The following is a 26,276-nucleotide window of genomic DNA, read 5'->3' as shown; positions in this document are numbered from 1 at the left end:
TCATCCCTCTTTTCCGCTTTTCGCCGCGTTTTTCATTTGTCTGCGAAGCAAAAATTTTTGAATTTTCCCGCTTGCATTGCGCGGAAGGGTATCGACAAAGTAATAGGCGCGCGGCCGTTTATAAGGAGCGAGGCGGTCGCTGTTTTTGCAAAATTGCTCCAGCTCCTCTGCGGTAACATCCGGGTCTTTTTTGACGACAAACGCCACGACTTTTTCGCCCCACTTTTCATCCGGCTCGCCGACAACAGCGACATCGAGCACGCCGCGGTGTTCGTACAGCACATCTTCCACTTCGCGCGGGTAGACGTTTTCGCCGCCGCTAATAATCATGTCATCGACGCGGTCTGCGACATACAGGTAGCCGTCTTCATCGATATAGCCTAAGTCGCCGGAATGATACCATCCTTTATACATCGCCTTTGCCGTCGCTTCTTCGCGGTTGTAATAGCCGACCATCATACACGGACCACGCATAATGATCTCGCCGACTTCCCCTGGCGGCAGCACTTCATCCGGATCGGACGGACCGTCTTCCTGCGGCCTGACGACGCGAATTTCATGGTTCAGGCAGGCGCGGCCGGCCGAACCGGCTTTTGTCAATTGTTCATCTTCTAGCAAAAACGTCACCGCCGGCCCCATTTCCGTCATGCCGTACGCTTGAATAAGCTGGATGCCCAGCCTCTCTTGACATTCTTTCACAAGAACCGGAGCCATCGGGGCGGCGCCGTACAATCCGAGACGGAGCGAGGATAAATCGTAATCGCTTACATTTTCCTGCAACAGCATATTCCACATTGTTGGCGCGGCAAACAATAACGTAATGCGTTCCTGCTCGATCGTTTTTAAGACAAGCTTCGGGTCAAAATGATGAAGAATGACATTCGTCGCACCGGCATGCACGCGCGGCAAAAAGCAGCAATGCAGCTCCGCGCAATGAAACATTGGAGCGCTGACAAGCCCGCGGTCCGTATCGCGAATGCTCATGACCGCATTGCAAATCATGCTCTGTTCAATCATATCGCGATGACGGTGCATCACCCCTTTTGGCCATCCGGTCGTGCCGCTGGTGTACATCATCGCATAAATGTCATTTTCTGATACATCCATCGAAGGAGCGGTTGCTTGCGCATTGCTGACAAGCACGTGGTAATTGGCAGCATATGATGGTGTATCGTCGTCAATGTACCAAAACGAAATGTGCGGGAATTGACCATGAATGCCCGTCATTTGCGGCTCCACTGCCTTCTCGAACAAGACGACTTTTGGCATCGCATCTTCAAGAATGTAAGCGATTTCTTTTGACTTCAAACGAAAATTAATCGGGTTGAACACGGCGCCGATTTTTGCACAGGCGAAAAACGCCGTCCCAAGTTCAAGCGTATTGTACAAAACGGTGGATACCCGGTCTCCTTTTTGCACTCCTGCTTCAAGCAGCGCGTTGGCGAGGCGGTTTACTTCCTGTTCCCATTGCTCATACGTATAGCGGCGTCCTTTCATGATATCGACGACCGCTTCTTTTTTCGGAAATTTCCGCACCGTCTGGGAAAATACTTCCCCGATCGTCATGTACAAGCGCCATACCCCCTTTATCCCTTTAAAGTATCATTACTATAACATATCAAGGAGCGGACGGTAATATGCAAAAATGATAAAATATACAAATTATTCAAAATATTCCGCTCCCGCTTCCCCTTGCTTATTTATTCGGCATATGCTCGCAAAATCCTTTCTGTTGCACAAAAAAAGAAAGGGATTTCCCCTTCCTTTTTAGGAACTGATGACGAGATCACGGTCGCGGATCAGCATCAGTTCCTTTCTATCATATCTCCCTTCGTGCAGAAGGCGCACCGCCTGTTTGCGGATTGCCTTTTCAATTAAGTTGCGGACGTAGCGTCCGTTGCTGAACTTGCCGCGCTGGTTTGTTTCAAGCACTTCTTCAATATGGCCATATAATTTCCGTTCCGCTTCCGGCGTAAACTCATATTCCCGTTCACGCAGCATCTGTTTTGCAATTTTCACCAGCTCATCGACCGTATAATCTGGAAACTCGATCGTTAACGGAAAACGGGACGGCAAGCCTGGATTTAATGATAAAAAATAGTCCATCTCTTTCGGATAGCCCGCCAAAATGACAACCAAATCATCGCAATAGTCTTCCATTCCTTTAACAAGCGTATCAATCGCCTCTTTGCCGAAATCTTTTTCCCCGCCGCGGGCAAGCGAGTATGCTTCATCAATAAACAAAATCCCGCCGCGCGCTTTTTTGATTAAGTCCCTCGTTTTATTCGCAGTATGTCCGATATATTCACCGACTAAATCGGCTCGTTCCGCTTCGATAAAATGCCCTTTGGAAAGCACGTTCATTTCAAAAAACAATTTTCCTAACAGCCGCGCCACCGTCGTTTTTCCTGTGCCAGGATTGCCTTTAAAAATCATATGGAGCGCTTGTTTATTCGATTTTAAGCCGTTTTCTTTGCGGACTTTGTTAATATAAAGCCACGCGTAAATTTCTTTAATGATTTTTTTTACATGATCGAGCCCGATCAGCTGATCGAGTTCTTTTTGAATATTTTTTAACGCTTGATGCTCTTCATAATTAATGAAATCATGTCGGTCCTCTTTTACTAGATGATTAATATTTTTCGAATTGAGAACAATGTTAATTTGTCCTTTTGCCTTGTTCATCGTTAATTCCGACAATGGGGTGTCACCTCACTTCACCATTTTCGTGGCTGCCTTTTTCACCGCTTCGTTCTTTATCAGTATACGTCTTTCACCGCCGATTCGTGACAATCGCCCAAGTAAAAGAAACAAGCAAGCAGCATAGTTTGGCAAGGAATACAAGTTTGTATATTTTATTCAGCATAACCGATTTTTACGCGTAAAAAAGTGCCCGCCTGTTCAGACGGGCACTTTTGGTTTCCATTCGTTATATAAAACGCATTTATTCTGTTTCAAACTGAATGTTTTTTTCCGGGGCAAATGTCGAAATCGCATGTTTATAAATGAGCTGCTGCTTTCCTTGGACTTCCAGCAAAACGGTAAAATTGTCAAACCCTTTGACGTAACCGCGCAGCTGAAAGCCATTTAGTAAATATACGGTGACTTGTGTTCCATCTTTGCGCAACTGATTTAAAAACTGGTCTTGAATGTTAATGGAATTTTTCATAAAACGTCCTCCTCTTTTTCTCTCTAGCTAATTTTATATATTCGCTTCTAATTGAAGCTTTCCTGCTATGTATTGAAAAATTTCCTCTGTTTTCTCATCGAACTTCGATACATCAGTCATATCGAACCATTGAACAGGCATTTGGTTGCGAAACCATGTCAACTGCCGTTTCGCATAGCGGCGTGAGTTTTGCTTCAACTGTTCGATTGCTTCTTTTAAGGAAACGCGCCCATCAAAATAGTCATACAGTTCTTTATAGCCGATCGCCTGCACAGATTGGCAATCGCGAATGCCGCGGTCATATAATGCCTTCGCTTCTTCCAGCAGCCCTTCGGCAAGCATTTGCTCGACCCGTTCGTTGATGCGTCGGTACAATTGTTCCCGTTCCATCGTCAGCCCGACGATGGCGGCATCATAAACAAGTTGTTTCGTTTGTCCGCGCTGCCATTCCGTCATCGTCTTGCCTGTGCAATGATATATTTCCAGTGCGCGGATGACGCGGCGGATATTGTGCGGATGAATGCGTGCGGCGCTTTCCGGATCAACGGCTTTCAATTTTTCATACAATGCTTGTTCTCCCTTCTCCTCGGCAATCTTTCGCAACTGGCGGCGATATGCTTCATCGGAAGGAGCAGCAGAAAATTGGTAATCATAAATGACCGATTGAATATATAGCCCGGTGCCGCCGACGATCATCGGCAGGCGCCCGCGCGCGGAAATTTCATGAATAAGCGAGCGGGCAAGCTGCTGGAATTCCACGACGGAAAACGATTCCCACGGTTCTTTAATGTCAAGCAAATGATGTGGAATCCCTTCCATCTCCTCCGGTTTAATTTTTGCCGTTCCGACGTCCATTCCTTTGTAAATTTGCATCGAATCCCCGCTGATGATTTCCCCATTTAACCGCTTTGCTAAAGCGATGCTTAATTTCGTTTTCCCGACGGCGGTCGGTCCAATGATGACGACAAGCTTCTCTCCCATCGGCAGCTCCACTACTTTCTTTTTAGCAATATGTACATTTATTTATTATATCCAAATACACAAAAATTTTGCATGTATTTTTCGTTGCAAAAACATGAAAAAACGAACGTCGTCATGGACGTTCGCTACATATTGAATCGTTTTAAAAGTGATTGTACGTCTTCCGCCATTTTCGATAAGGAAGCAGCGGAAGCTGAAATTTCCTCCATGGAAGCGAGCTGTTCTTCCGTTGCTGCGGACACTTCTTGCGTTCCCGAAGCGGCGGATTCAGCAATCTGCGTCACTAGCTGCATCGACTGTACTACTTGTTCCGCAGCCGCTGACATTTGTTGAACAGAAGCGGAAACGTCTTGAATTTGCGCCGCGACTTCATGGACAGCCGTCTGGATTTGTTGAAAAGCTTCTCCAGATATGCGGATGGCTCCGGTACCAGTTTCCACTTCTTTTAGCACCGTCTCCATCGATTGAACAGCCTCGTTTGTTTCCTTTTGAATCGTCGCAATTAACGAAGCAATTTGTCGTGCTGATTGCGCCGATTGCTCGGCCAATTTTCGCACTTCATCAGCCACCACAGCAAATCCTCGTCCATGTTCGCCCGCCCGCGCCGCTTCAATCGCCGCGTTCAACGCCAAAAGGTTCGTCTGTTCCGCAATTCCACTGATCACTTCAATAATTTTGCCGATTTGTTCGGAGCGGTCTCCTAATCCTTTTACAATCCCAGCAAGGCGCTCCACCGTATGATTTACTGTATTCATTTGCGCGACAGCCGTTTGAATTGTCTTTCCACCTTCTGATGCTTTTTCCGACGTTTGCAGCGCAATCGCCGACACGTTTTGGGCACGTTCGGAAATTTTCTGAATTCCCTCGGACATTTGATCGATCGTCTCTGCTGTTTTTTCTACGCTTTGCACTTGCTTTTCCACACCCGAAGCAACATTTTGAATCGTGAATGCAATTTGTTCCGTCGCCTTGCTCGTCTGTTCCGCACTTGCCGTCAATTGTTCGGAAGACGCTGCGACTTGTTCGGCACTCACCGCTACTTTTTCTAATACATCGCGCAAATTTTTCGCCATTTGGTTAAAAGACGCCGCCAGTTCGCCGATTTCATCGCGGTTATGAATCACAATTTCCTCCCCAGTCAAATCGCCATCGGCAATTCGTTTTGCAGCTTCGGAAAGAGTGAGGAGCGGGCGAGAAAGAATGCGGCTGATATAAATGGTAATGATGTTGCCGATAGCGAGCGCCATGACTCCGATCATAATCATCCATACTTTAAGAGATGCCGCTTCTGACGTGGTATCCTTGTTGGCCTGATTCATATCTGTTTGCTGGATTTCCGTCAGCTGCCGTGCCACTTCATCAAATTGTGAAGTAATATTCCTTCCTGTCGTTGTCATTAACTGTGTATAAGCCGCCACATTATTTTCCTCTTTTAATTGAAACATTTGTTGCCCTAGTTCGTAAAACTGCTGTTCTAGCTCATCCAACTGCGCGAGCAACTTTTTTGTTTCCGTCTTTGTCAACGTTTTCGCGAGTTCATTGCTTAGCTTTTCATATTCATTGTGCGCTTTCGTAAAGTTTGTCAATGATGTTTGATCGCCGCTAAGCAAATAGCCGCGCATGCTCCCCTGCTCGCGCCGGATCAAAATTTCTAACTGTTTGACATTGACAAGTTTTGGAACTTTGTCATTTAAAAGGTGCGTATAACTAGCATTAATAGTGGAAATCTCGTAATAAGCAATGCCAACGAGAGCGATTAACAGCATATATACGACGGCAAATACTGCATACAATTTTTTTCGGACCGTCATCTTCATCGTTCGGATCCCCCCATTCATTCGCATCATGTAGCACTCCATCTGCAAAAAAAAGAGAAGGGAATGACCTTCCCTTCTTTATTATCGGCATATAATGCCAAATATTTAGACCATTTCTCCCGAACGAAGCAAATTATTTTTTTCCTGTTCGGATTCATCCCGAATGAGAAACGATGTTAGTAGAGCCACAATGCTACCGATAAATCCAAATAAAAAGAGATGATGGATGCCTGTCATAAATCCAGCTGCTTTCGTTAAAAAGGCGCCCATAATCGTTACACCAATTGCCGTGCCGATGTTGCGGCAAAACATAAAAAACGAAGTAGCGATTCCTTTTTCATGCGCATCGGCCAGCTGCTGCGAGCCGATGATACCGACGGTAGACGTCAATCCGAACGATAGCCCTTGAATGAACATGGCAAAAAAGACATATAAAAATCCGTGGCTTTCATTTAAAAGTGCAAGCAATAGTCCAGAAAGCACAAGCAGAACGTTTCCGATAATCAATAAAATGCGATACCCATAGCGTAAAATCCATTTTCCCGCCGGCACAGCCGCAATCATCCAGCCAATCGACATGCCTAAAAGAGCGAGGCCGCTCACAAATACTGTTTTATGCGCGATATTTTGCAAAAATAGCGGAATGTAGCTAGACGTGCCAAATAAAGCGACACAGCTGACAAATCCGTTGATGTTCATCCATTTTAGCGTTTTATGCTGGACAAGCGCCAATGGAACAAGCGGAGACGTTTGCTTTTTTTCGTATAAGTAAAAAACAACTAATAACACAGCGCCAATGACGCCATACATCCACTGGTTGCTTTTGACCACCGTCATCAATAGAAGCAGGCTGATTGCGGCCGCAAATAATACCGCTCCGATATAGTCAATCGATGTTCGCTTCGGTTCGTACACTTCTTTATATGGCAATAGCGTGAGTAACGAAAGCAAGCAAATCGGGATATTAATATAAAAAATCCAGCGCCATGATGCGTATTCGACAAACAACGATCCTAACAGCGGCGCAAGAACAGCGGAAATCCCCCACATTGCCGTAAAAAACGCTTGAATTTTGCCGCGCTTTTCAATTGGAAATAAATCCCCGGCAATGATGGCCGGAAACGGCATCATAAAGCCAGCGCCAATTCCTTGCAGCGCGCGGAATACAACAAGCTGGACCATATTTTGCGACATCCCACAAAGAAGCGAACCGATTAGAAATAAAATAATACCGAAGCTAAACACTTTCTTTCTCCCAAAAATATCGGAAAGTCTCCCTGCAATTGGAGAAAGAACGGTCGTTGTGATCATATAGGAAGCAAACGCCCAAGCATAAAGAGAAAACCCTCCGAGTTCTTTCGCAATAATCGGCATCGTCGTATTCATGATCGTCGTATCCATCGATGCCACGAGCATCGCTAGCACAATGCTTGCCATTACGGATATTCTGCTATTCACCATGCCTACCCCCCTTTTTATTTACCATGAGTAATTTATTTTACACGATATCATCGTTTTCCTACAAAAAAAATGCTTGTTTCCATATCAAAGCAAATCCATTGCCATTTCTATATTTTTTCGTTACCATAGAAATGGAAAACTTTTTTCTTTCCTTCTCCGACACCCGAAAACGCTAACACGATCCTCATCGGCACCCATTAAACAAAGATTACAAGGAGGGATAAGATGAGGAAAGTATCGACCGTGTTTTACATTTCTATTATAATTGTCATTTTATTTATTATTTGGGGAGTAATACCCGCAAGTAAACTGCCTGATTATAACTTAGGCGCTGTCAGTACGGCAGTACATTCCTTTTTAATTGATCGATTTGGCTGGTTTTATTTATTGGCAGCGACAACATTTCTTGTTTTTTGTTTATTTTTAATCTTTTCGAAGTACGGCAATATTCGTCTTGGTGAGGACGATGAGAAGCCGGAATATAGCAGCGCAACATGGTTTGCGATGTTATTTAGTGCCGGTATGGGAATCGGGTTAGTGTTTTGGGGGGTGGCTGAACCTATTTCTCACTACCATACGCCGCCTGCCGGAGAAGGAGGAACGCCGGAAGCGGCGCGCCTAGCGATGCGGTACGCCTTTTTCCATTGGGGGCTGCATCCGTGGGCAATTTACGGTGTAATTGCGCTGGCACTTGCGTATTTCCAATTTCGCAAAAAAGAACCGGGTGTCATTAGCCGCCTATTGCGGCCAATATTTGGCGATAAAGTGAATGGCGCTGTCGGCATCACCATTGATACGCTTTCTGTATATGCGACGATATTTGGCGTTGCTACTTCACTAGGGCTCGGAGCGATTCAGATTGGCGGAGGATTATCGCGTTTATTTCCAGCCATACCGAATAATTTTATAACACAACTCATCATTATTATTGTTGTTACATTTTTGTTTATGACTTCTGCGCAAACGGGATTAAATAAAGGAATCAAAATATTGAGCGACACGAATATCGCTCTTGCGGTTTGGCTTATGCTGTTTTTGCTGTTTGTCGGTCCAACGAGCTTTATTATGGATGTGTTTACTACAACGATTGGAACTTATTTACAAAACTTGCCGTCCATGAGTTTTCGGTTGACACCGTTTGAGCAAAGCGACTGGCCAAAATCGTGGACGATTTTTTATTGGGCATGGTGGATCGCGTGGGCACCGTTTGTCGGAACGTTCATTGCCCGCATCTCAAGAGGTCGTACTATACGTGAATTTATGATCGGTGTGTTAGCCGTTCCGACCGTATTTAGTGCCTTATGGTTTTCCGTCTTTGGCGGCTCGGCGTTATATTTAGAACGGTTTCAACATATCAGCATCATCGATGTCATGAATGACAAAGGGATGGAAACCGCATTGTTTTTCATGCTGCAACAATTTCCGTTTGGCACGATTTTATCGGGATTAGCGATTTTATTAATTTGTACGTTCTTTGTCACGTCAGCGGATTCGGCTACGTTCGTTCTCGGTATGCAAACAACAAACGGGATGTTGAACCCGCCAAATTCCGTCAAATTTATTTGGGGAATCGCGCAATCAGCCGCAGCCGTGATCCTGCTTTGGACAGGCGGTTTACAGGCGCTGCAAACCGCATCGATTGTTGCGGCATTTCCATTTGCGATCATTATGATTTTGATCGTCATCTCATTAATTCGTTCGTTTCAAAAAGAACCGATTGCCAAAAAACGAATATAAAAAAAAGCGAATGCTGCGCATTGCCGGCATTCGCTTTTTCTTTTGCGAGATACTTATTCCTTCCCGACTTGCACCTTGCCTTGCTGTGCGGCATGCATCGATGCAAGCCGGTCGTTTGTCATGAAAAAGACGAACATAAGCATCAGTGCTGCTGGGATTAAGCTAGATAAAAAACCGCTTCCGTCCGTACATGTCGGAAAGTTTCCCGAAAATCGGCATCTCTGCCATTTCCGTCACCATATACGCGGACGTCACCCAAACAAACTTATCAAGCCCTCTAAATCCGCGACAATCGTCGCCATCACCGTCGCAACGATCGTATTGTCCATCGAAGCGACAAAAATGCCAATGAGCAGTCCCAATACTACCCATTTCATGCTTGTTTCGTTTCTTCTCATTTTTTTCTTCTTCCTTATGATCGCTTTCTTTTTTCTTTCACGATTGCTTTTTCATCTTGCTGAAAACTTGTGTGATATTCAACAAGATCAATGTCACATCCTGGACCAATGATGATGCGATCCCCCCTGACGATTTTGGCTTTGGTATGTTCTAAATAAATGTCGTCCCCTTCAATCATTTCCGCTTTTAACTTTGCCGAATCAGGAGCAAATCGTTTCAAAAAGTGAAGAATATTCAATGCTTTACTTCGTTTGACGCGAATCGTTTTCCCGCCAATTTCGAAGATGCGGCTGTCGGCAAAATGAAGATACAATTCGACTTGCTCCGCGTTTAGGATGTTCCCAATTTCCACCGCGCCTGTGACCGAAAAAACATCTGCTTCGCAATCGCGGGATACTTTCATTTCTCCGTAACCGTGAATCATTCCTCCTGTTACATCGCCATCTACATGAGCGGCACCGCGGAGATGAAAATCGGATGCCGCGGCATTTCCGCGTATATTCATTTCTCCCAATAGCTTTATCGTTTCTCCTTGAACATTTCCCCGTATGTTCGCTTGGCCAAAAATGTTAAGCAACTTCGTCTCGATGTTGCCACTTACATCGGCATTGCCAAACACTTTGCAGCGGTCACACCATAAATCGCCGTTAATCGTTGCATCCCCGCGAATCGTCACTTTATGAAACGTTCCGCCCGAAGTAAGTGCCGATCCGTTTACGGTTAAATGGCGCACATGATTTCCCACGTTTATCCCTCCTTCACACTTTTTTATACGTACCGACTTTCGCGCCCGGATCACATTGAAACTCGCCTTGATATTCCACGACTTCAATGTCGCATCCGGGACCGATCGTCACCCGGTTGCCTCTGACTGCTTTCGCGCTTGTATACTCTAAATAAATTTCATCCCCTTCGATGCTTTCGGCAGTCAGACCAAAATGAAATAACAGTTTTTTCAAAAATGTTATTCCTTGCAGTTTTACCTCGATGCGCTCTCCGCCTATTTCTTTTGCTTGGCAATGTCCGAAAGGCTTTATTTGAATTGTCTCCGCATTTAATAAGCCGCCAATGGAAAACTCTCCTCTCGCTTTAAATTGTTCCGCATCACAGCCTCCTTTAATGGCTGCCTCTCCATGAATATGCACTTCGTCCGCCGATAAATTCCCATCTACATTTGCGCTTCCGTGACAATCAAATTGTTTGCATTGTACACCTGCGCCAATCTGTGCGCTTCCACTAATTTTTACATGTTCCGTTTTCAATGATCCCGTAACGCGGGCTTTTCCGGATATATGCACCGCCTTTGCTTTCACGTTTCCTTCCATTGTCGCCGTCCCGTGAATCGCCATATCATTGCAGTCGATATCCCCATGCACCTTTCCTGTTCCAGAAATTTTGACCAAATTATATAGACCGCCTGAAGCACTTCCAGCACCAGATATAACTAAATCCTTCCGTTCCATCTGTTTATCCCTCCGACATCATCAGTTTTAATTGCTCTACATAAGTCGGCACATGAAGACGAACAATGATTTTCGCCTTTTCTTCAACATATACATCATTTCCGCTTGCTACTAATAGACATATTGCTACTCCCATTTTTCGCAGGAAAAGCAATTCACAACTCCGGCCTTGGAAGGCGGCATAATATTTCTCGAATACATCGAATACGCTTTTTCCTTCTTCCAAACTAATTTCCCCTGTTTGCAGCAATTGATCAAGAATATAGAGCTGCAGCAGTTCAGTGAAGGAAAAAGTGTGTCGCTCCCCTTTTTGTTCCATATAGAATTGCAGCGACATTTCCGAAACAATGTTACGTTTTATAATCTCGTCCTTATGGAGAGTAATCGCAGCAGGGTTCGGAGAAAACATATTTGCCAGTTCATCGAGCGACAGATCATCTTTCATCTGTTTAATTTTTTCGATTCTCGCTAGTATTTTTTCTTTTGGAAAAAACGTTTCTTGCCCCGTAAATGTCGATTTGCGAATAAACCATTCTTCGGGAATTAATTTTTTCCGTTTCCACCGATATAGCTGTCCATAAGAGATCCCTGTCCGCTCCAGCAATTCTTTTTTCGAGATTAATTCCTCCTCCACCATCAACACCTCCTACACTATATAATGTAACATAACAATGTTACGTTGTAAACAAAAAAACGGAATACGTTGATTCCATTTTTTGCTGCTGCCAATGAACGCGTTGTCAAGCAGTTAGTATGTTTGACCTTTTTTCCAATGCTGATTCCCACAAAACACCGCAAAATCAACTCGCGTGCTGGAACATTTTTCTTTTCAAAAGCAAGCAGAAAATGATGCGGGTCATACGGTACTTGGCGAAACGTTACATGAATAGCTGTATTGTCGATATGCAAAACCGCATACGAAGGAACGGTTTTGCATGGCATCCTCCATTTTCATTGCCTTGCAAGCTTAAGGAAAACCTGTTCTCAAGCTTTAAGTTTTAACGTCATTATTCCACTACGCACCCGTTCGCTCAAGAAGAAGATCTACTTCCAGATAGCGCATTTATTGCACCAATTTGGGTGTTTAGCCATAAATATGACGATATAAGTTCCAATTTTCTAATAAATGGAGCAATTTTTTATCCTTACTATTTTATCGAGTTAACAACTGGCAACATAATTTTAAATTTGTTACACCAAAGTTTATATGCCGAAGAAATGGTATGTGCGATGTGCACTGAACTTTTCTATGAGTGAACAAGTGAACAGTCCGATCCGATCATTTCAGCGCAGAAAGGATCAAGGATGGAATTAGTTATTCTAAATCCTATATCGAAAGGAATGATCCCATGTCAACCAAAAAACCTTTTGATTATATCGTGATTGGTGCTGGAACTGCCGGAGGGGTAATTGCCAAAGAATTAACGGATGACAAACGTACTTCTGTGCTCGTCCTTGAAGCAGGAACGAATCTGACGAACGAGCTAAGTAGTCCTTCTCGTGCAACATCAAGTGCTTTATCTACTGATAACAGATTTTCATTTAATATTCTTTCTAAAACGCAGCCAACCATTAGCAGTCAGCTTAGATTAGCAAGCGGCAGAGCAATTGGGGGAAGCTCAGAACATAATGCAATGTATGCAGTACGTGGAAGTAGAAACCTTTATGATGAGTGGGCAGATCTCGTTGGATCTCAATGGAGCTACAAAAACATTCGTTCATTATTCAAAAAAAATGAAACCTATACAGGAAAGACACAAGATCCAAACGAACGGGGAACAAAAGGTCCTATTTTCGTTAGACAACAAATCATTCCTAAGAATGGACTTACAACTATTTTAGCTAAAGCAACATCAGATGTTTTGGATATCCCAATTGTTGAAGATTATAATACGGGCATAAGAGATTGTACATTTTTCAAATCACAATTTCTGAACAAAGAGGTAGATGGAAAGTTTGTCCGTTCATCTACTGCAACCGGATATTTAAATAAAAATATTGTCACACAAGGAGATGAGTTCGATCCAGATGAATTTGGGGTTAATGGGAGAAAGTTGGTCATTTTAACAAAAACAACCGTCAATAAAATTCTATTTAAACAAAAAAGAGGAATTAACATTGCTATTGGCGTTGAGTTTGTCAGGAACGGGAGATCACAAAGAGCTTTTGCAAGAAAAGGAATTATTGTCTCTGCAGGCAATTTTTCTTCGGTCATTCTACAACGTTCGGGAATTGGGAGACCAGCTGATTTGGGTAAAGCAGGCATACGAACATTAGTAAAGAGTCCAAATGTTGGTTACAATTTCCAAACACATTATGCTGTTGGAATGGGTGTAGAAGTAGAAACAACACGACTCCTAAAGGTAATGTCCGCTGATCCTGATCAGCCATTTACACTCGGTGCTTTTAAAGGGGAAGACGGAGGAGGGCGCCGCCTTCAATTATTTGGACTCCCAACACCATCGTTTGTCCCTATTCAAGATGTAATGATTAATAATTGGGATTTTGATCCGAAAAAATCAATTAATATAATGAGTATTGGAATTTTCGACCTTAACCCTAAAAGCAGGGGCACGATTATGGTCGCCCATAGCGATCCTGAGGCTTATCCATCCGTTGACCTTAATCCGCTGGGAAATCCTGATGACTTAGATTTTATGGTGGATCAGTATATTCAGGTTTTCAATATTATGAAGAGAGCTCGTAAACTAGATCCGGACGGCATTTATAAGGTTGTATACCCTCCTGAAAATATATTCCATTTAACTAATGAGGTAGAAAAGCGAAACCTGCTTGCTAATTATGTCAAGGCCTCTTATCATAATCTCGCTCATTTTGGTGGGCAATGTAGAATGGGTAGGAATATTCAAGAAGGAGTTGTTGATGGATTCCTGAATGTCTTTGGTACCAAAAACCTTAAAGTCGCTGATCTTTCCATCTGCCCTATTTTACCAGATGGTAACACTTCCATGCCTGCTCAGATGATCGGTTTAAATGCGGTACGATTTATTCGAGAGGATCCTTCCCCATATGTGGTGGATGATGAGGAATTTGAAGATGTTGAATGATAAGAATGAAGATGATAATAGAAAAGAAGCCCTTTTTGTTTTGGAAAGAGCTTCTTTTCAGGCCGTTGAGAAAAACTATCTCAACGGCTGTTGACATAAGACTTGTCAGAAGAAATCAGTATCACAAAAAACCTCTTGGAGCCCAAGGGGGATCGACTTGTCCGATTTTACCGTTTATACATTGTTGATACATCAAAAAATCGAGTGTAAAACCTATGCGATTTTACACTCGATTGCTTTTCACAGATTAATTGATTACACGTACTGCTTTCACAAACCGTTCTTTCCAATAAGAAGAATTGATTGATGCATAAGAGACGCCTTTAGAAACTGTAGCATTTAACATTTGGCCGTTACCTGCATAAATTCCAACGTGATTGATCGCTCCATTGAAATCTGTATCAAAGAAGAGCAAATCTCCTTTTTGAAGCTGATTGAGAGAAACCGTCGTGCCAGCTTGTGATTGTGCTGCCGAACTGCGAGGCAAAGAAATTCCAGCTTCACCAAATACCCGCATAGTAAAGGATGAGCAATCAAATGCATCTGTGCGAGATGGACTAGCACCATATAAATATTTGGCACCTAAATATTTTTCGCCAATTTGAATGACTCGATCAGCCAAAGAAGAATTCACAGCTTTTGTGCTATTGGAAGGAGTGGTAGATATCGAACCCGGGGAAGGTTTAGAAATTTTTTGATTGGAAGATTGAGCAGGAGCTTTTTCTCCAGTAACTTTAATAGATTGTCCCACTCGAATAAAATTAGGATTCTTAATTTCCGGATTTAAAGCGAGCAATGAACTAACTGTTGTATGAAACATTTTAGCGATGCTAGAAAGAGTATCTCTTTCTTTAACGATGTAATAACCATTAGCACTTGATTCCTTAGTAGCAGGTTTAACAGAAGATGGAACCGCCCCAGACAAGCGAATCGTTTGACCGGCCTTAATAAAATTTGGATTAGAAATTTCGGGATTCATCTTTAATAACGCAGCAACAGTCGTATTAAATTGCTTTGCAATTTTGCTTAAGGTATCGCCAGGCTTCACTACATATGTATCTTTTTTTTCGTTAACTTTTAATATTTGTCCAGGGAAAATAAAATCAGAAGTTAAATGATTCATTTGTTTTAATGCTTCTACAGTAGTGTTGTATTTTTTGGATATTTCCCAAAGCGTATCGCCTTTTTGGACAGTATAATTACTAGCGAAAGCAGTTTGGCCTGCTAATAAAGAACTTATAATTGTACCTGTAAGAATAAATGATTTTTTCATGTTGTACCCCCCAAGATGTACTTTGGACATTACATTTCTATTAACGTCAATCATTATATTTAAAAAAAATTTCTAATCTATAACAAAAACAATAAGAAGTGGTTACAAATCTATTACATTTCCATTACAGATTCAGATCATTTATATTCGAAGTGAACCTCATACGGTTATCGAAGCTATTGAAAGACAAATGTATCATTATTCTTATCATATTGGGCAAATCGTTTATATCGCGAAACAACTTAAATCTGATAACTGGAAAAGCTTAACGATCCCCAAAAAAAGAAATAAATAATTGGCTTTGTTTTGCTAATGAGAGCGATAGTGAAAGAAGACAGACAAAAAAGACCGATTTATTCGGTCTTTATAGACAGGGGATGATCGTTCAGCAATCATCCCCGCTTGCAATCGAATATGAACTTCTACTTATGAAGTCGATAAGGAACTGTTGAGACAATCACATTTTTCTTATATAGAAGGTACAATCTCAACAAAACGCTGGATTGGTTATGTAAAAAGTTATGCCAGCCTTTTTTTGGTATAAATTGAGGAATCAAAACCGTTACTGTATAATTTCTTTCCTCTGCCTTGCTTTCAATCGTATCCACCAATTTGGAAATTGGTGTGATAAGATCGCGATAATAAGAAATTAGTGTAACCAGGCGAACATCCGGCCTCCATCTCTTCCATTTCTCTTCCATTCGGAGCATGCTTTCCCGGTCAAATGCCACATATACAGCCAATACATAATCTCCAATGGCTTGGGCGTAATTTAAGGATTGCTCCACTACCTTTGTGATTCCCGCAACAGGTACAATCACGACATTTCCCTCGATTTTGTCCGGAATCTTATTTGGATTGACCCGCAGTTGTTCCGCCACAGCATCATAGTGCTTATGGATTTGATGAAAAATAAATACGATTATCGGAAGAAATACAAGCACAGACCATACTTGAGCAAATTTTGTGATAAAGAAAATGCACAGTACGGTTAGTGTAATGATCGCACCTAGCAAGTTTGCCAGCAGCTTCGGTATCCACCCCGCTGGTTTTTCGCGCACCCATTTTACAATCATGCCTGTTTGTGACAAAGTGAAAGGAATGAATACGCCCACCGCATACAAAGGAATTAGCTGTTCCGTTTGCCCTTTAAAAGCGATAATCAGCAAAATAGAAGCAAGGCCAAGCGTGATGATTCCATTTGAATAACCTAAACGGTCACCGCGTATAAGATACATTCTTGGCATGTATTTATCGGATGCCAGATTATATGCCAGCAAAGGAAATGCAGAAAATCCCGTATTTGCAGCCAAGACTAAAATAAGGGCAGTCGTTCCTTGGATAAAGTAATACATCACGCCTCTTCCAAACACTTCGGAGGCAAGCTGGGAAACAACCGTCTCTTCTGCTTTCGGTGCAATTCCATACCAGTATGCCAAAAATGTGACTCCCACAAATAGAAAGGCGAGAATAACCCCCATCATCACTAACGTTTTGGCAGCATTTTTTGCCGCCGGTTCCTTAAAATTTGGAACGGCGTTTGAGATCGCTTCTACCCCTGTCAACGCAGAACAGCCAGATGCAAATGCCCGCAGCAGCAAGAATAAGGTAATTCCGGGCACCGCAGTACCGATAGGTGTATGTAAAGTAGACGGTGCTTGTCCATTGATAATACGAAAAATCCCAACAATAATGAGAATAACGAGCGCCAGCACAAACAAATAAACGGGATAGGCCAAAACGGAAGCGGATTCGGTTACGCCTCTGAGATTAAGAATAGTGATAAACACAACCAGTGCGATAGCAATTCCAACTGTGTATGGATGTAAAGCTGGAAACGCGGATGTAATGGCATCCGTTCCTGCAGACACGCTTACTGCCACGGTCAGAATATAGTCGACCAGTAAAGAGCCTCCGGCAATAAGACCTGGATTTACACCCAAGTTCGTTTTGGAAACGACGTAAGCTCCGCCTCCATGCGGATAAGAATAAATGATTTGGCGATACGATAAAATAAGTGCCACCAATAGGACAAGAACCCCAATCGCAATAGGAATGGAATACCAAAATGCAATAAATCCAATCGTCGAGAGAACAAGTAAAATCTGTTCCGTACCGTACGCAACCGAGGATAGAGCATCAGAAGATAAAACGGCTAATGCCTTTAATTTGCCCAACTTTTGCTCTCCCAGTTCGGTTGATTTCAACGGCCTTCCGATTAAGAATCGTTTTAACGATGAAAACATATGTACACCACCAATATGCAGAATTTCAATAAAAAATATTATCATTTTTCTCAGGAAATGAATAGCCTTCGTTTAATGATAATTTCACCGGTTTTTAACTTTAAGATGTCGGAATGCGAAGACTTGTGTTGATACCAATGAAAAACAACAAATAATTTCGCTCATTTTGTTCTTTTCGTCAATATTGCTTCATCGCCTCAGCCTTTTCTGGATCATGAATGGACTGCATAACATTCATGATCATCAACTGACCTTCGATTTTGAGAGCAAAAGCGTACTTTTACTATTATAACGCCTGTGATTTAATACAATAATACTTTCTCTCGCTTATACGAAGGTTATGGAAAATTTTGTAATCATACGATGTCTTCTGTCAGATAACGTCGAATACGAATTGCTCGTTCGTCATATTCTAAACGATTGACGGCCATCGCTACCCACCGCTTAATATTTCTCCGCCATCCCCATTCTTAAACACAACCATCTATATTTATTTCGATCATCTATAGTCATTAGTCTCTACTATACATTCATCTATAGTCATTACTCTCTACCGTACATTTTTACTAACGAGACAAGAGTACATATTAGAAAAATTAGGTCTATTATCCAAATCCTTCTTGATAGGGGTGAATATAAATATAGTAAATCGAGCTGATAGGGTCAAATGACTTAAGACCCGTAAAAAAACAGGGGGAAGAATAATGAGTTTCGAAATTCAAATGACAATTTTCGTGTTCATCATGACGATGTTCGTCATCTTTTGGAGGCCAAGAGGCTTAAACGAAGCATGGCCAGCGTCGATTGGTGCAGGGATTATTTTACTAACAGGCATTGTATCACGCGGAGATATTTTCGATATTATCGATAAAATCGCTGGCGCATCCATTACCATTATCGCAACGATTGTCATGGCTGTCATATTAGAAAGTTTCGGTTTTTTCCATTGGGCAGCCGCACGACTTGCAAGTTTGGCCAAGGGTTCAGGCTATCGCCTATATTGGTACATTCAACTGCTATGCTTTTTGATGACCCTTTTATTCAATAACGATGGCAGCATCATGATTACAACCCCGATTTTAATTTTACTTCTAAAAAACCTCCGGCTAAAACCACATGAGCAGATTCCGTATCTCTTAAGCGGAGCACTGATTGCAACAGCTTCCAGCGCACCTATTGGGGTAAGTAATATCGTCAATTTAATCGCATTAAAAATTGTTCACATGACACTTTATATGCATACCGCCATGATGTTTATACCAGCGACGTTAGGACTGTTGTTTATGTCTTGGTTGATATACGTAGTGGTAAAGAATAAATTGCCAAAAACATTGCCAGATTTCTCATATGATATAGAGGAAATCTTTTTTACTAAACATTTCCATCCATTAAAGAAAACCATTTCTGTTGAAACAAAGCGGAAACGCACCCAATTTATGTTGAGGATCTTGTTATTTGTCTTTGTGATCCGTTGCCTGCTCTTTGTTGCATCTTATCTCTCGATTCCAATTGAAATCGTTGCGGTGCTTGGATCAGTCGTCCTGCTTGTATGGAGATGGTATCATTTGCGCACCAATCCCGTTGATATCTTGAAAAAGACTCCTTGGCACATTCTTATTTTTGCGTTCTCTATGTATGTCATTATTTACGGGCTCCATAATGCAGGACTAACAGCGATGCTTGTGAAAATATGTGAACCGATTGTAAACCAAGGATTGTTTTATGCGAGCTTTATCATGGGGGGATTAGTGTCCATTCTGTCTAACTTCTTTAATAATCATCCTGCTTTAATGATTGGAACCATCACCTTGACAGAAATGGGGCTTGATCCTATCACATTAAAGACCATCTATCTCGCGAATATTATTGGCAGTGACATGGGATCCTTGCTATTGCCTATTGGAACACTTGCCTCCCTTATTTGGATGCATATCCTAAAACAAAATAAGATTAAAGTAACATGGAAAGATTATTTAAGCGTATCGTTGATTGTAATCCCATTAACAACCATTGTCACGTTGTTTTTATTATTCTATTGGGTACAAATGGTTTTTGCCCAATGAAAACACCATTCTGCATTCATCATGACTGTGTAAATGTTATCACTGTCTACTTGACGAGGAGGGGGTGCCCGCCGCATTTCTACATCTTGTATCTTTATAGAGATTTATCCAGGGATTCGCCGCGGCGAAATCCCTGGATCATTTTTGACGAAAAAGAAAAAAGGACACCAATCATACAGAAATAGCGATGCTACTCTGCACAATCAGTATCCTCACGCTGGACATATTTGAATCAGGTCAAACTTATCGATATACACAATATCTTTGAGATTCTCATACTACTGCGAGAAAATGAACCAGTTCCTTTAAACTTGACTCAGAGAATTTAAAGCCTTTCTAAACTCTCTTCATCATCCTTGGCATATCTATAGAAAAGTTCGCTATAGAATGTACTTTGAGCAGTCTATCCGGAACGAAGATACCCGGATGAAAAAATTTTGAAGGGTTTTTTAAGAATAGGTTCATAAAACTACGAATACCAAGATTAGGAGCTTGTTGTTTTATTGGTGGGTTTGTCATTAATTGGGGATTCATTAATGAATATCTCTTTTCTTAAAACGCCCACCGCGTACTTCAGCCATATCTGCTATAGCCAAAAAAGCATTTGGGTCATTTTCTTCGACAATTTCTTTAAGTTTTGCTTCCTCAAGACGGGTAATCACACAAAATATCACTTTTTTATCGTCACCAGTAAATGCTCCTTCACCGCTCAAGTACGTAACGCCGCGACCTAATCGATTCATGATAGCATCCCCAATGGCTTCCGAATTATCACTGATAATCCATGCCGACTTCGATTCATCTAATCCTTTAATGACAACATCAATCGTTTTAAACGCAATCACATAGGCTAAAATTGAATACATCGCTCTATCCCAGGTAAAAACAAATCCGGCAGCACCTAGAATGAAGATATTAAAAAACATGATGATCTCGCCAACGGAGAAAGGAAGTTTTTTGTTCATGAGTATAGCAAGTATTTCCGTGCCATCCAAAGCTCCACCATAACGAATGACAAGACCTACTCCTGTACCGAGAATCATTCCGCCAAAAATGGTAGCCAGCAAAATGTCTTCGGTAAAGGCGGGAACAGGATGAAAAAGGGAGGTAAAAATCGATAAAACGGTAATCCCAAACAACGTGGAAATAGCAAAGGTTTTTCCAATTTGCTTATAGCCCATAAAAAAGAACGGAAGGTTTAAAAGAAAAATAAAAATTCCAAGACGAAAACCCGTAATGTGCGAAAGCATAATGGAAATACCTGTTATGCCTCCATCAATAACGTTATTAGGGACTAAAAAGATTTCAAGTCCTACTGCCATTAAAACAGCCCCGATGAAAATAGCACTTGCCCTTTTAATGATTTTAGCTTTAGATAACCGTTGATGTTGAATCTGGGCCTTGCTCAATTCAGTCAATTATTTTCCTCCTTTTCTACAGAATGGCTCTGTTTATTTTATTATAACAAAAACGTATGAATAATGTTATGGTAGACGAATCAAATATATTCTGCCGCTATTTTGCTTCTATCACCATGGCCATGCCGCTTTAATATTTCAAGTGCCTCTTGTGCGTATGGTTCATCCGTATTGATAACGTGATTTACCATCTTTTCTTCGGCCATAGCATTAACCATAAATCCCAGTGCATAGTTTGTGTCTTCATTTTTAAAACGGTAAATTTCATTTTCTCCTTTCCCCCTTCTCGTTTGGCAACAGAATGCTTATTTCGTTTCCTTATTCATCTACTCGTCTATTCTTGTGATTGTAAATTTACACCCATCTAATAACGGGCAAGAAAATGGGCAAGCATGTCGGCATATCTTTTACATAACACTAAAGAGAAGGAGGTCATAAGGTAATGGCGCCAATTGAAATTTTCGCATGGACATTATCAGCCATCTTAGGGATTGGCTTTATTATCTCTTTGGTGGCAGTATCAAAAAAACCGAAATACATTACTGAAATGGAACGTAAAAAACCTCATCTCCCTGAATAAAGGAGAGATAACCATGATAAAGGAAATACACATGCTAGCTGTACACGAATCACTTTTCCGTCTTTCCAACGAAACTAAGTTGCTAAACTTTTTCATGATCTGTACATTCGTTTTATTCCCCAAGTGTTCTTTTCCTTATCAGTTGTATCTTCTTTCTGTTCGGTTGTCTTTTCTTGTGTTACCATTGTTTTTGAAAAAAATAAGCCCTTCCGTTGGGGAAGGGCTTTGTGATAAGCGGCGGATAAGAAAGTATGCCTTCGCTTTCGTATCAAACATCAACAGAGTGCACGTTTCATTACTAAGTCCACAGCTTTTATGCACTCCGAAAATCTATTATGTTCATTTCCCTACGTTATTTCAAGTGTTTTGCCAATTCTGCCTATTTCTCTTCATATCCCGGTATGCCAAGGAGGGCGAACATGTTAAACTCGTCTGTTTCCGTTACATTAAATTATCAGCGATGTTTCTACAAAGAAAAATCTTTCCTGTTTGACAACATCGATATGTTTACTGCTATCTACACAAAAGAGATCGCATCGGAAGCATTTATGTTATGGCCATAAAATATCCGGAAAATGACGAACCGCGCCAGGTTATTTTTGTTGTTGGTAATAACTATGGCTCATTGGAGTGCTTTTCGGCTTTTCCGCTATTTCTTTAGAAAATTCCATAGTCGCTAAGCTTGGTGTTCTCATTCGTTGATTCATCAAGCTGGTTATGCCACGCATCGCACGCTGAATCGGTTTTGGCATCATATACTGAGCGTTGCGTCCTCTTCTCATACTGAAAACGGCTGTCGCAGCAATTCCCAAGCCTAAACTTAATATAGTCCATACGATATTGTTATTGTTTCGGCGTCCCGTTAAGCGCAACAATTGGTTCCACATTCCTCTATTACGCCCAAAATTAAATAGACGTAAACGATTCACGACCTTTACACACTCCTCTTTTGGAATTTCCCTTGCGTTCGAAAAAAGAATGATTCTTTTTCGAACATTATTAACGTGTGTTTAGAGAAGCAAGATCATACATGGAAAACATTTACTTAATGACAATGCATATTCTTATTCCAATGAGAAATGTTAATAATTGAACGTGATTACGATTCAACATGCGAGGTTTTCTCCATGTCTATGCCAATGGAGGAAAAATGAGGTTTTCGGGCTTGTTTTTGTTTGAAATTTGAACGATGAACATGCATGCATCATAGCCAATAAAAAATTCCCGCCAAATGGCAGGGTTCTAGCTTGCCGGCAAAATTGGCAAACTAAAAAGAACCTATATAGGTTCTTTGAAGATGATGTTGATGAAACCATCAATTAATGATTTATTCCGTTTGCGAATCGAGGAAAACGGATCCAAAGGATGAACCAAAGATTTTTTGTTTTCGTTTTTTAGAAAACGCGCCGTCTTCCGAATCTTAAAAGAAAAAGAGCAGCAATTAAGAAAAATGGAATAAATCTTCTTCTAAAGCCGGTGCGAAGAAACATTCCTCCCCGTACTGGATCGACCCATTCTATTACTCCTCTATGGACCCATCCATTGCGATCAATAACCTCAACCGGCTCTCCCTGATATCTTCCTAAATATTCCATTTTATCCCCTCCTTTCTTACACAGGAGATTTTAGAATAGGAGGTGCATGAACCATTCTCATTCATTTTTTTGAATAAGGCACCCGATAGGAGACGCAGAATACAGTGACTTTACGTTCATCGGTATGCTAGATGATGGGCTTGCTTTCCATCCATGTTTGTCCAAGCGGATATTTTGAAAAAGGACAGACCATGAACAATCTGCCCTTTGCTTTTTCAACAAACGAAACCAACCCTTCAGAATTAAATTAGAAGTTTAAAATGGTGTTTAATATCACCTTGCCGGGAATTAATAACCGCCATATCCGCCTAGACCTGTGCAAGAACAGCCTACAATAATAAGCAGGATGAATAAAACAACAACTAAGGTAAATACATTGTGATGTCTATCACTCATATCTAACACCTCCTATTGAGTATTGGGGAATGCTAATATACGATCCTTGCTTTTAAGATATGCTTTAAAAAAGAGTCAGCTTGTATAAATTCATCATCTGATAAGAAAAATCCACTTTTATCTAATTTCTGTCATTTCTTCTTCATTTTTTGACATAACATGCGTGAGAGGAAGTAAAAAGCTTAGATCCAAGTTAGAGTTTGGACTTTTAACCTCCTTGTTTATCAAGGAGGTTCGCTTGTTTTATAGGGTTCCAGTGAATATAACATAATACCAATACCTATTATTCTAAAAATGTACTATTGATAATGGTAGTTTGTCCGTTTCTATGTCGAATTTTTTTCATACTATAAACCAAAGCTACAGCAACCATTTCATAACGAAACATAATCAATCATGGTCTGTAGCTAAGTTCCTATAATCCATAAAAAAGGTGGTGGCGAGGAAGTGGCAGCTTTTCTCATGCTCTTCCGTGAAGCTTTTGAAGCTTCGATGCTATGTTCGATTTTGGCTACCTATCTCATTCTAATCGGACAGCGGGATCGTATCCGGAATGTTTGGACAGGTATATTTGCAGCAATCATTGCATCACTCATCGCTGGTGTTGCAATTTACTCGACGGTTCAAAATTACGAAGGCACCTCCTTGGAATTACAAATTGAAGGTATATCCTATTTGCTTGCGTTTGGTATGTTAACGTACATGGCCACCTCGATGCAAAAGAACGAAAATCTAAAAGAAGGACTCGAATCAAGGATAGATTCAGCAATCAAAACGGGATCGAAGTTTGCTATTGCAGGCTTTACCTTTTTGGCAGTGTTCCGAGAAGGGCTTGAGATGGTCGTGTTTATGATTCCGTTAACGTCAATAACCAACCCGGTCCTAAATATAGTACTTGGTGTATTAGGGATTATAGCCGGAAGTGTAACTGGATATTTAATCTATGCTCTTGGGAAAAAGATCAATGTAAAATACTTTTTCAATCTTTCAACTTTTTTGCTTGTCATATTTGCTGCAGGATTTTTAGTAAGCGGAATCGGGGAATTTCAGCAACTCGGATGGCTACCATTCGGCAATGAAACGTTATGGGATACAAGTTCCATCTTGAGCAGTGACAGTGCTGCGGGGCACCTGTTGCACGCATTAGTAGGCTATACCGATAAGCCAACAAGTTTACAAGTGATCGGTTATGTTGTTTATTTAGCTTTAATTGGAATTTTGGCAATAGCCCGGAAACGTTCATAACAAATAACTTGACCGTTCGACTACCCTTCCTGTTCCTAGCTAATTTATCCATATGGAAGGAAGATGATAAGAGGAATGGAAAAAGCCAATTTTTCCTCAACGGAGGAAAAATTGGCTTGTATTATTAATTTTAGCCATTGTTATTCACCATTTGCACCATTTATGGTATAATTATCCAAAAACTTAGGAGGTCTAACATGGAAGCTGTCCATTCTTATTTGGTTTTGTCATGTTTGTTTGATTGTCTTTGGTGTGTAGTTCGCAGTAAGCTTAATAAAAAACATTAAAAAGAGAAAAAACAAATTTTAAAAGAGATTTCTAAAAACTTGGAGAATAGGGAGCAAGGAAGAAATATAAAATTTGTCTAGAACCACTTTTTTAAGGAGTTGACGGACTTGGACAATAAAGTACGTTTATTTTTATTTAGTACTCTTGAGTAGTTTGTTCATCTGTGCCTTGAGTACATATAGAATCTTGACTAAAGATTTATCAAGTATTCCTTTATTCGTTGCATACATTTTCTCAATTACTGGACTTATAGGAATGACAGCAAATGCTGTTAAGTTAATTAGAATGATTAGCAATTAGCGTTGCTTTATTGGGCAACGCTATTTTTACTAATAACAACATTTTTGCTACACAGTATGTGTCTACTATGAAACACCATGCTTATTTTGTTTTTTAAACCTTAACTGTACTCATCACAACTTGATGAACTGGCTGACCAAAATCGGTAATATAGGTCAATAAATTATTTTTTTATATAACTTGTGATATCTGTCCGTTTCCAAAAGACCCGCTAATACATTTAATGTTTATAGATATTTATAGGGGGTGATTTTCCATGTTTTGTCCTAGACCAGTTATATGTCCACCTAGATTTGTGGTGCGGGACTGTTTCATTCCTCGTGTAGTCCCTTTTATTCATCCAGTTGTACACATTAATCGTCACAATATCGTCAATGTCCCTAGACATATTTTTAGACCTATTACAAGAAACGTAGTGGTTGACCCTGGATACCCTACTCATTGCTGCTAATCAACACGAATGCCCTACTTTTATTAAGTAGGGCATTTATATGGAACAAGGGTATTGCGCTTTTGTGTTTACATCACCCGTTTGATTAACAATGTTCGCATTTTCACAGATTAATTCATTTTCCGCTGATTTCAAGCAATTTACCTAACTCAAACATTGTACAAAACCTTACATCTTCATTATTTTTTATAATATTCGTGGTCATTTTGGTGATCACGTGGTCAAGAATGCAAGAGCCTTACTCGTCCTTCTTCTTTTATGATGAATAAAAAGAGCCTACTCAAAGCGAGTAGCTGATGCTGATGACAATCTTGCCTTACATAGCT

At 41.1% G+C, this 26,276-nt stretch carries 22 protein-coding genes and 2 pseudogenes; 7 read left to right on the top strand and 17 right to left on the bottom strand.

The features are described from left to right. The 6 genes from GCA01S_RS13815 to GCA01S_RS13790 form a co-directional block, all read right to left on the bottom strand. Window positions 1–1,572 carry a fatty acid--CoA ligase gene (locus GCA01S_RS13815; protein WP_042410804.1) on the bottom strand — a complete coding sequence of 524 codons (1,572 nt, stop codon included), beginning with the start codon at window positions 1,570–1,572 and terminating at the stop codon, window positions 1–3. A gap of 195 nt (window positions 1,573–1,767) precedes the next feature. Next, window positions 1,768–2,700, bottom strand: a complete 933-nt coding sequence (spoVK, locus tag GCA01S_RS13810) for a stage V sporulation protein K (RefSeq protein WP_042410803.1) — start codon at window positions 2,698–2,700, stop codon at window positions 1,768–1,770. Between the two features lie 244 nt (window positions 2,701–2,944). Then, a complete protein-coding gene (gene hfq / locus GCA01S_RS13805; protein ID WP_017435037.1) occupies window positions 2,945–3,169 on the bottom strand; it encodes an RNA chaperone Hfq in 225 nt (74 codons plus the stop codon). 33 nt (window positions 3,170–3,202) lie between these two features. Next, entirely contained in the window at window positions 3,203–4,150 is a 948-nt protein-coding gene (gene miaA / locus GCA01S_RS13800) for a tRNA (adenosine(37)-N6)-dimethylallyltransferase MiaA (protein WP_017435038.1), read from the bottom strand. 125 nt (window positions 4,151–4,275) lie between these two features. Beyond that, window positions 4,276–5,967, bottom strand: coding sequence for a methyl-accepting chemotaxis protein (locus GCA01S_RS13795; protein WP_017435039.1), 1,692 nt, complete (start codon window positions 5,965–5,967; stop codon window positions 4,276–4,278). 105 nt (window positions 5,968–6,072) lie between these two features. Continuing rightward, window positions 6,073–7,425, bottom strand: coding sequence for an MDR family MFS transporter (locus tag GCA01S_RS13790; protein WP_042410829.1), 1,353 nt, complete (start codon window positions 7,423–7,425; stop codon window positions 6,073–6,075). A gap of 228 nt (window positions 7,426–7,653) precedes the next feature. Here GCA01S_RS13790 and GCA01S_RS13785 point away from each other — a divergent pair, with 228 nt between their 5' ends. Beyond that, window positions 7,654–9,165, top strand: a complete 1,512-nt coding sequence (locus tag GCA01S_RS13785; protein ID WP_042410802.1) for a glycine betaine uptake BCCT transporter — start codon at window positions 7,654–7,656, stop codon at window positions 9,163–9,165. 165 nt (window positions 9,166–9,330) lie between these two features. On the opposite strand, the pseudogene GCA01S_RS19520 reads toward GCA01S_RS13785, so the two are convergent. The 5 genes and pseudogenes from GCA01S_RS19520 to GCA01S_RS13765 form a co-directional block, all read right to left on the bottom strand. Further along, window positions 9,331–9,563: pseudogene (locus tag GCA01S_RS19520) on the bottom strand (MFS transporter); the annotation flags it as partial. A 14-nt stretch (window positions 9,564–9,577) separates the two neighbouring features. Continuing rightward, the gene (locus tag GCA01S_RS13780) at window positions 9,578–10,309 is read right to left on the bottom strand and encodes a polymer-forming cytoskeletal protein (protein WP_042410800.1); all 732 of its coding nucleotides are present in this window, start codon (window positions 10,307–10,309) and stop codon (window positions 9,578–9,580) included. Window positions 10,310–10,322: 13 nt separating this feature from the next. Continuing rightward, window positions 10,323–11,027: a polymer-forming cytoskeletal protein gene (locus tag GCA01S_RS13775; protein WP_042410798.1), complete on the bottom strand. Its 705-nt coding sequence runs from the start codon at window positions 11,025–11,027 to the stop codon at window positions 10,323–10,325. 4 nt (window positions 11,028–11,031) lie between these two features. Beyond that, complete coding sequence (locus tag GCA01S_RS13770) at window positions 11,032–11,661, bottom strand: YhbD family protein (RefSeq protein WP_042410828.1); 630 nt, start codon at window positions 11,659–11,661, stop codon at window positions 11,032–11,034. Between the two features lie 17 nt (window positions 11,662–11,678). Further along, window positions 11,679–11,969, bottom strand: coding sequence for a hypothetical protein (locus GCA01S_RS13765; protein WP_042410796.1), 291 nt, complete (start codon window positions 11,967–11,969; stop codon window positions 11,679–11,681). 407 nt (window positions 11,970–12,376) lie between these two features. Here GCA01S_RS13765 and GCA01S_RS13760 point away from each other — a divergent pair, with 407 nt between their 5' ends. Then, window positions 12,377–14,095, top strand: coding sequence for a GMC family oxidoreductase (locus GCA01S_RS13760; protein WP_042410795.1), 1,719 nt, complete (start codon window positions 12,377–12,379; stop codon window positions 14,093–14,095). A gap of 247 nt (window positions 14,096–14,342) precedes the next feature. Here the strand turns inward: GCA01S_RS13760 and GCA01S_RS13755 are convergent, their stop codons facing one another. Continuing rightward, window positions 14,343–15,368 carry a C40 family peptidase gene (locus GCA01S_RS13755; RefSeq protein ID WP_017435048.1) on the bottom strand — a complete coding sequence of 342 codons (1,026 nt, stop codon included), beginning with the start codon at window positions 15,366–15,368 and terminating at the stop codon, window positions 14,343–14,345. 145 nt (window positions 15,369–15,513) lie between these two features. Here GCA01S_RS13755 and GCA01S_RS19515 point away from each other — a divergent pair. Then, window positions 15,514–15,663: pseudogene (locus GCA01S_RS19515) on the top strand (DUF1572 family protein); the annotation flags it as partial. Window positions 15,664–15,790: 127 nt separating this feature from the next. Here the strand turns inward: GCA01S_RS19515 and GCA01S_RS13750 are convergent. Then, entirely contained in the window at window positions 15,791–17,614 is a 1,824-nt protein-coding gene (locus GCA01S_RS13750; RefSeq protein ID WP_042410792.1) for an APC family permease, read from the bottom strand. A 704-nt stretch (window positions 17,615–18,318) separates the two neighbouring features. Here GCA01S_RS13750 and GCA01S_RS13745 point away from each other — a divergent pair. Next, window positions 18,319–19,677, top strand: coding sequence for an arsenic transporter (locus tag GCA01S_RS13745; protein ID WP_042410789.1), 1,359 nt, complete (start codon window positions 18,319–18,321; stop codon window positions 19,675–19,677). 533 nt (window positions 19,678–20,210) lie between these two features. On the opposite strand, the gene GCA01S_RS13735 is transcribed toward GCA01S_RS13745, so the two are convergent. After that, window positions 20,211–21,095 (bottom strand): YitT family protein, encoded by an 885-nt coding sequence (locus tag GCA01S_RS13735; RefSeq protein WP_042410785.1) that lies wholly within the window; start codon window positions 21,093–21,095, stop codon window positions 20,211–20,213. A gap of 442 nt (window positions 21,096–21,537) precedes the next feature. Here GCA01S_RS13735 and GCA01S_RS20570 point away from each other — a divergent pair, with 442 nt between their 5' ends. Continuing rightward, window positions 21,538–21,675 carry a hypothetical protein gene (locus GCA01S_RS20570; RefSeq protein WP_017435055.1) on the top strand — a complete coding sequence of 46 codons (138 nt, stop codon included), beginning with the start codon at window positions 21,538–21,540 and terminating at the stop codon, window positions 21,673–21,675. A gap of 419 nt (window positions 21,676–22,094) precedes the next feature. Beyond that, window positions 22,095–22,238 (top strand): hypothetical protein, encoded by a 144-nt coding sequence (locus GCA01S_RS20195; RefSeq protein WP_155835580.1) that lies wholly within the window; start codon window positions 22,095–22,097, stop codon window positions 22,236–22,238. 30 nt (window positions 22,239–22,268) lie between these two features. On the opposite strand, the gene GCA01S_RS13730 is transcribed toward GCA01S_RS20195, so the two are convergent. From GCA01S_RS13730 to GCA01S_RS19510, 3 genes are all read right to left on the bottom strand, one after another. Continuing rightward, complete coding sequence (locus GCA01S_RS13730; protein WP_042410783.1) at window positions 22,269–22,604, bottom strand: hypothetical protein; 336 nt, start codon at window positions 22,602–22,604, stop codon at window positions 22,269–22,271. Between the two features lie 465 nt (window positions 22,605–23,069). Further along, window positions 23,070–23,270 (bottom strand): hypothetical protein, encoded by a 201-nt coding sequence (locus tag GCA01S_RS13725; protein WP_017435058.1) that lies wholly within the window; start codon window positions 23,268–23,270, stop codon window positions 23,070–23,072. A 288-nt stretch (window positions 23,271–23,558) separates the two neighbouring features. Then, a complete protein-coding gene (locus tag GCA01S_RS19510; protein WP_071997958.1) occupies window positions 23,559–23,666 on the bottom strand; it encodes a YjcZ family sporulation protein in 108 nt (35 codons plus the stop codon). Between the two features lie 447 nt (window positions 23,667–24,113). Here GCA01S_RS19510 and GCA01S_RS13720 point away from each other — a divergent pair, with 447 nt between their 5' ends. Then, window positions 24,114–24,911, top strand: coding sequence for an FTR1 family iron permease (locus GCA01S_RS13720; protein WP_017435060.1), 798 nt, complete (start codon window positions 24,114–24,116; stop codon window positions 24,909–24,911). Window positions 24,912–26,276 lie beyond the last annotated feature (1,365 nt).

This window comes from Parageobacillus caldoxylosilyticus NBRC 107762 (assembly GCF_000632715.1).
GTDB lineage: Bacteria > Bacillota > Bacilli > Bacillales > Anoxybacillaceae > Saccharococcus > Saccharococcus caldoxylosilyticus.
Note: the sequence above shows the minus strand (reverse complement) of the source record. Positions and strands in the feature narration are given on the sequence as shown.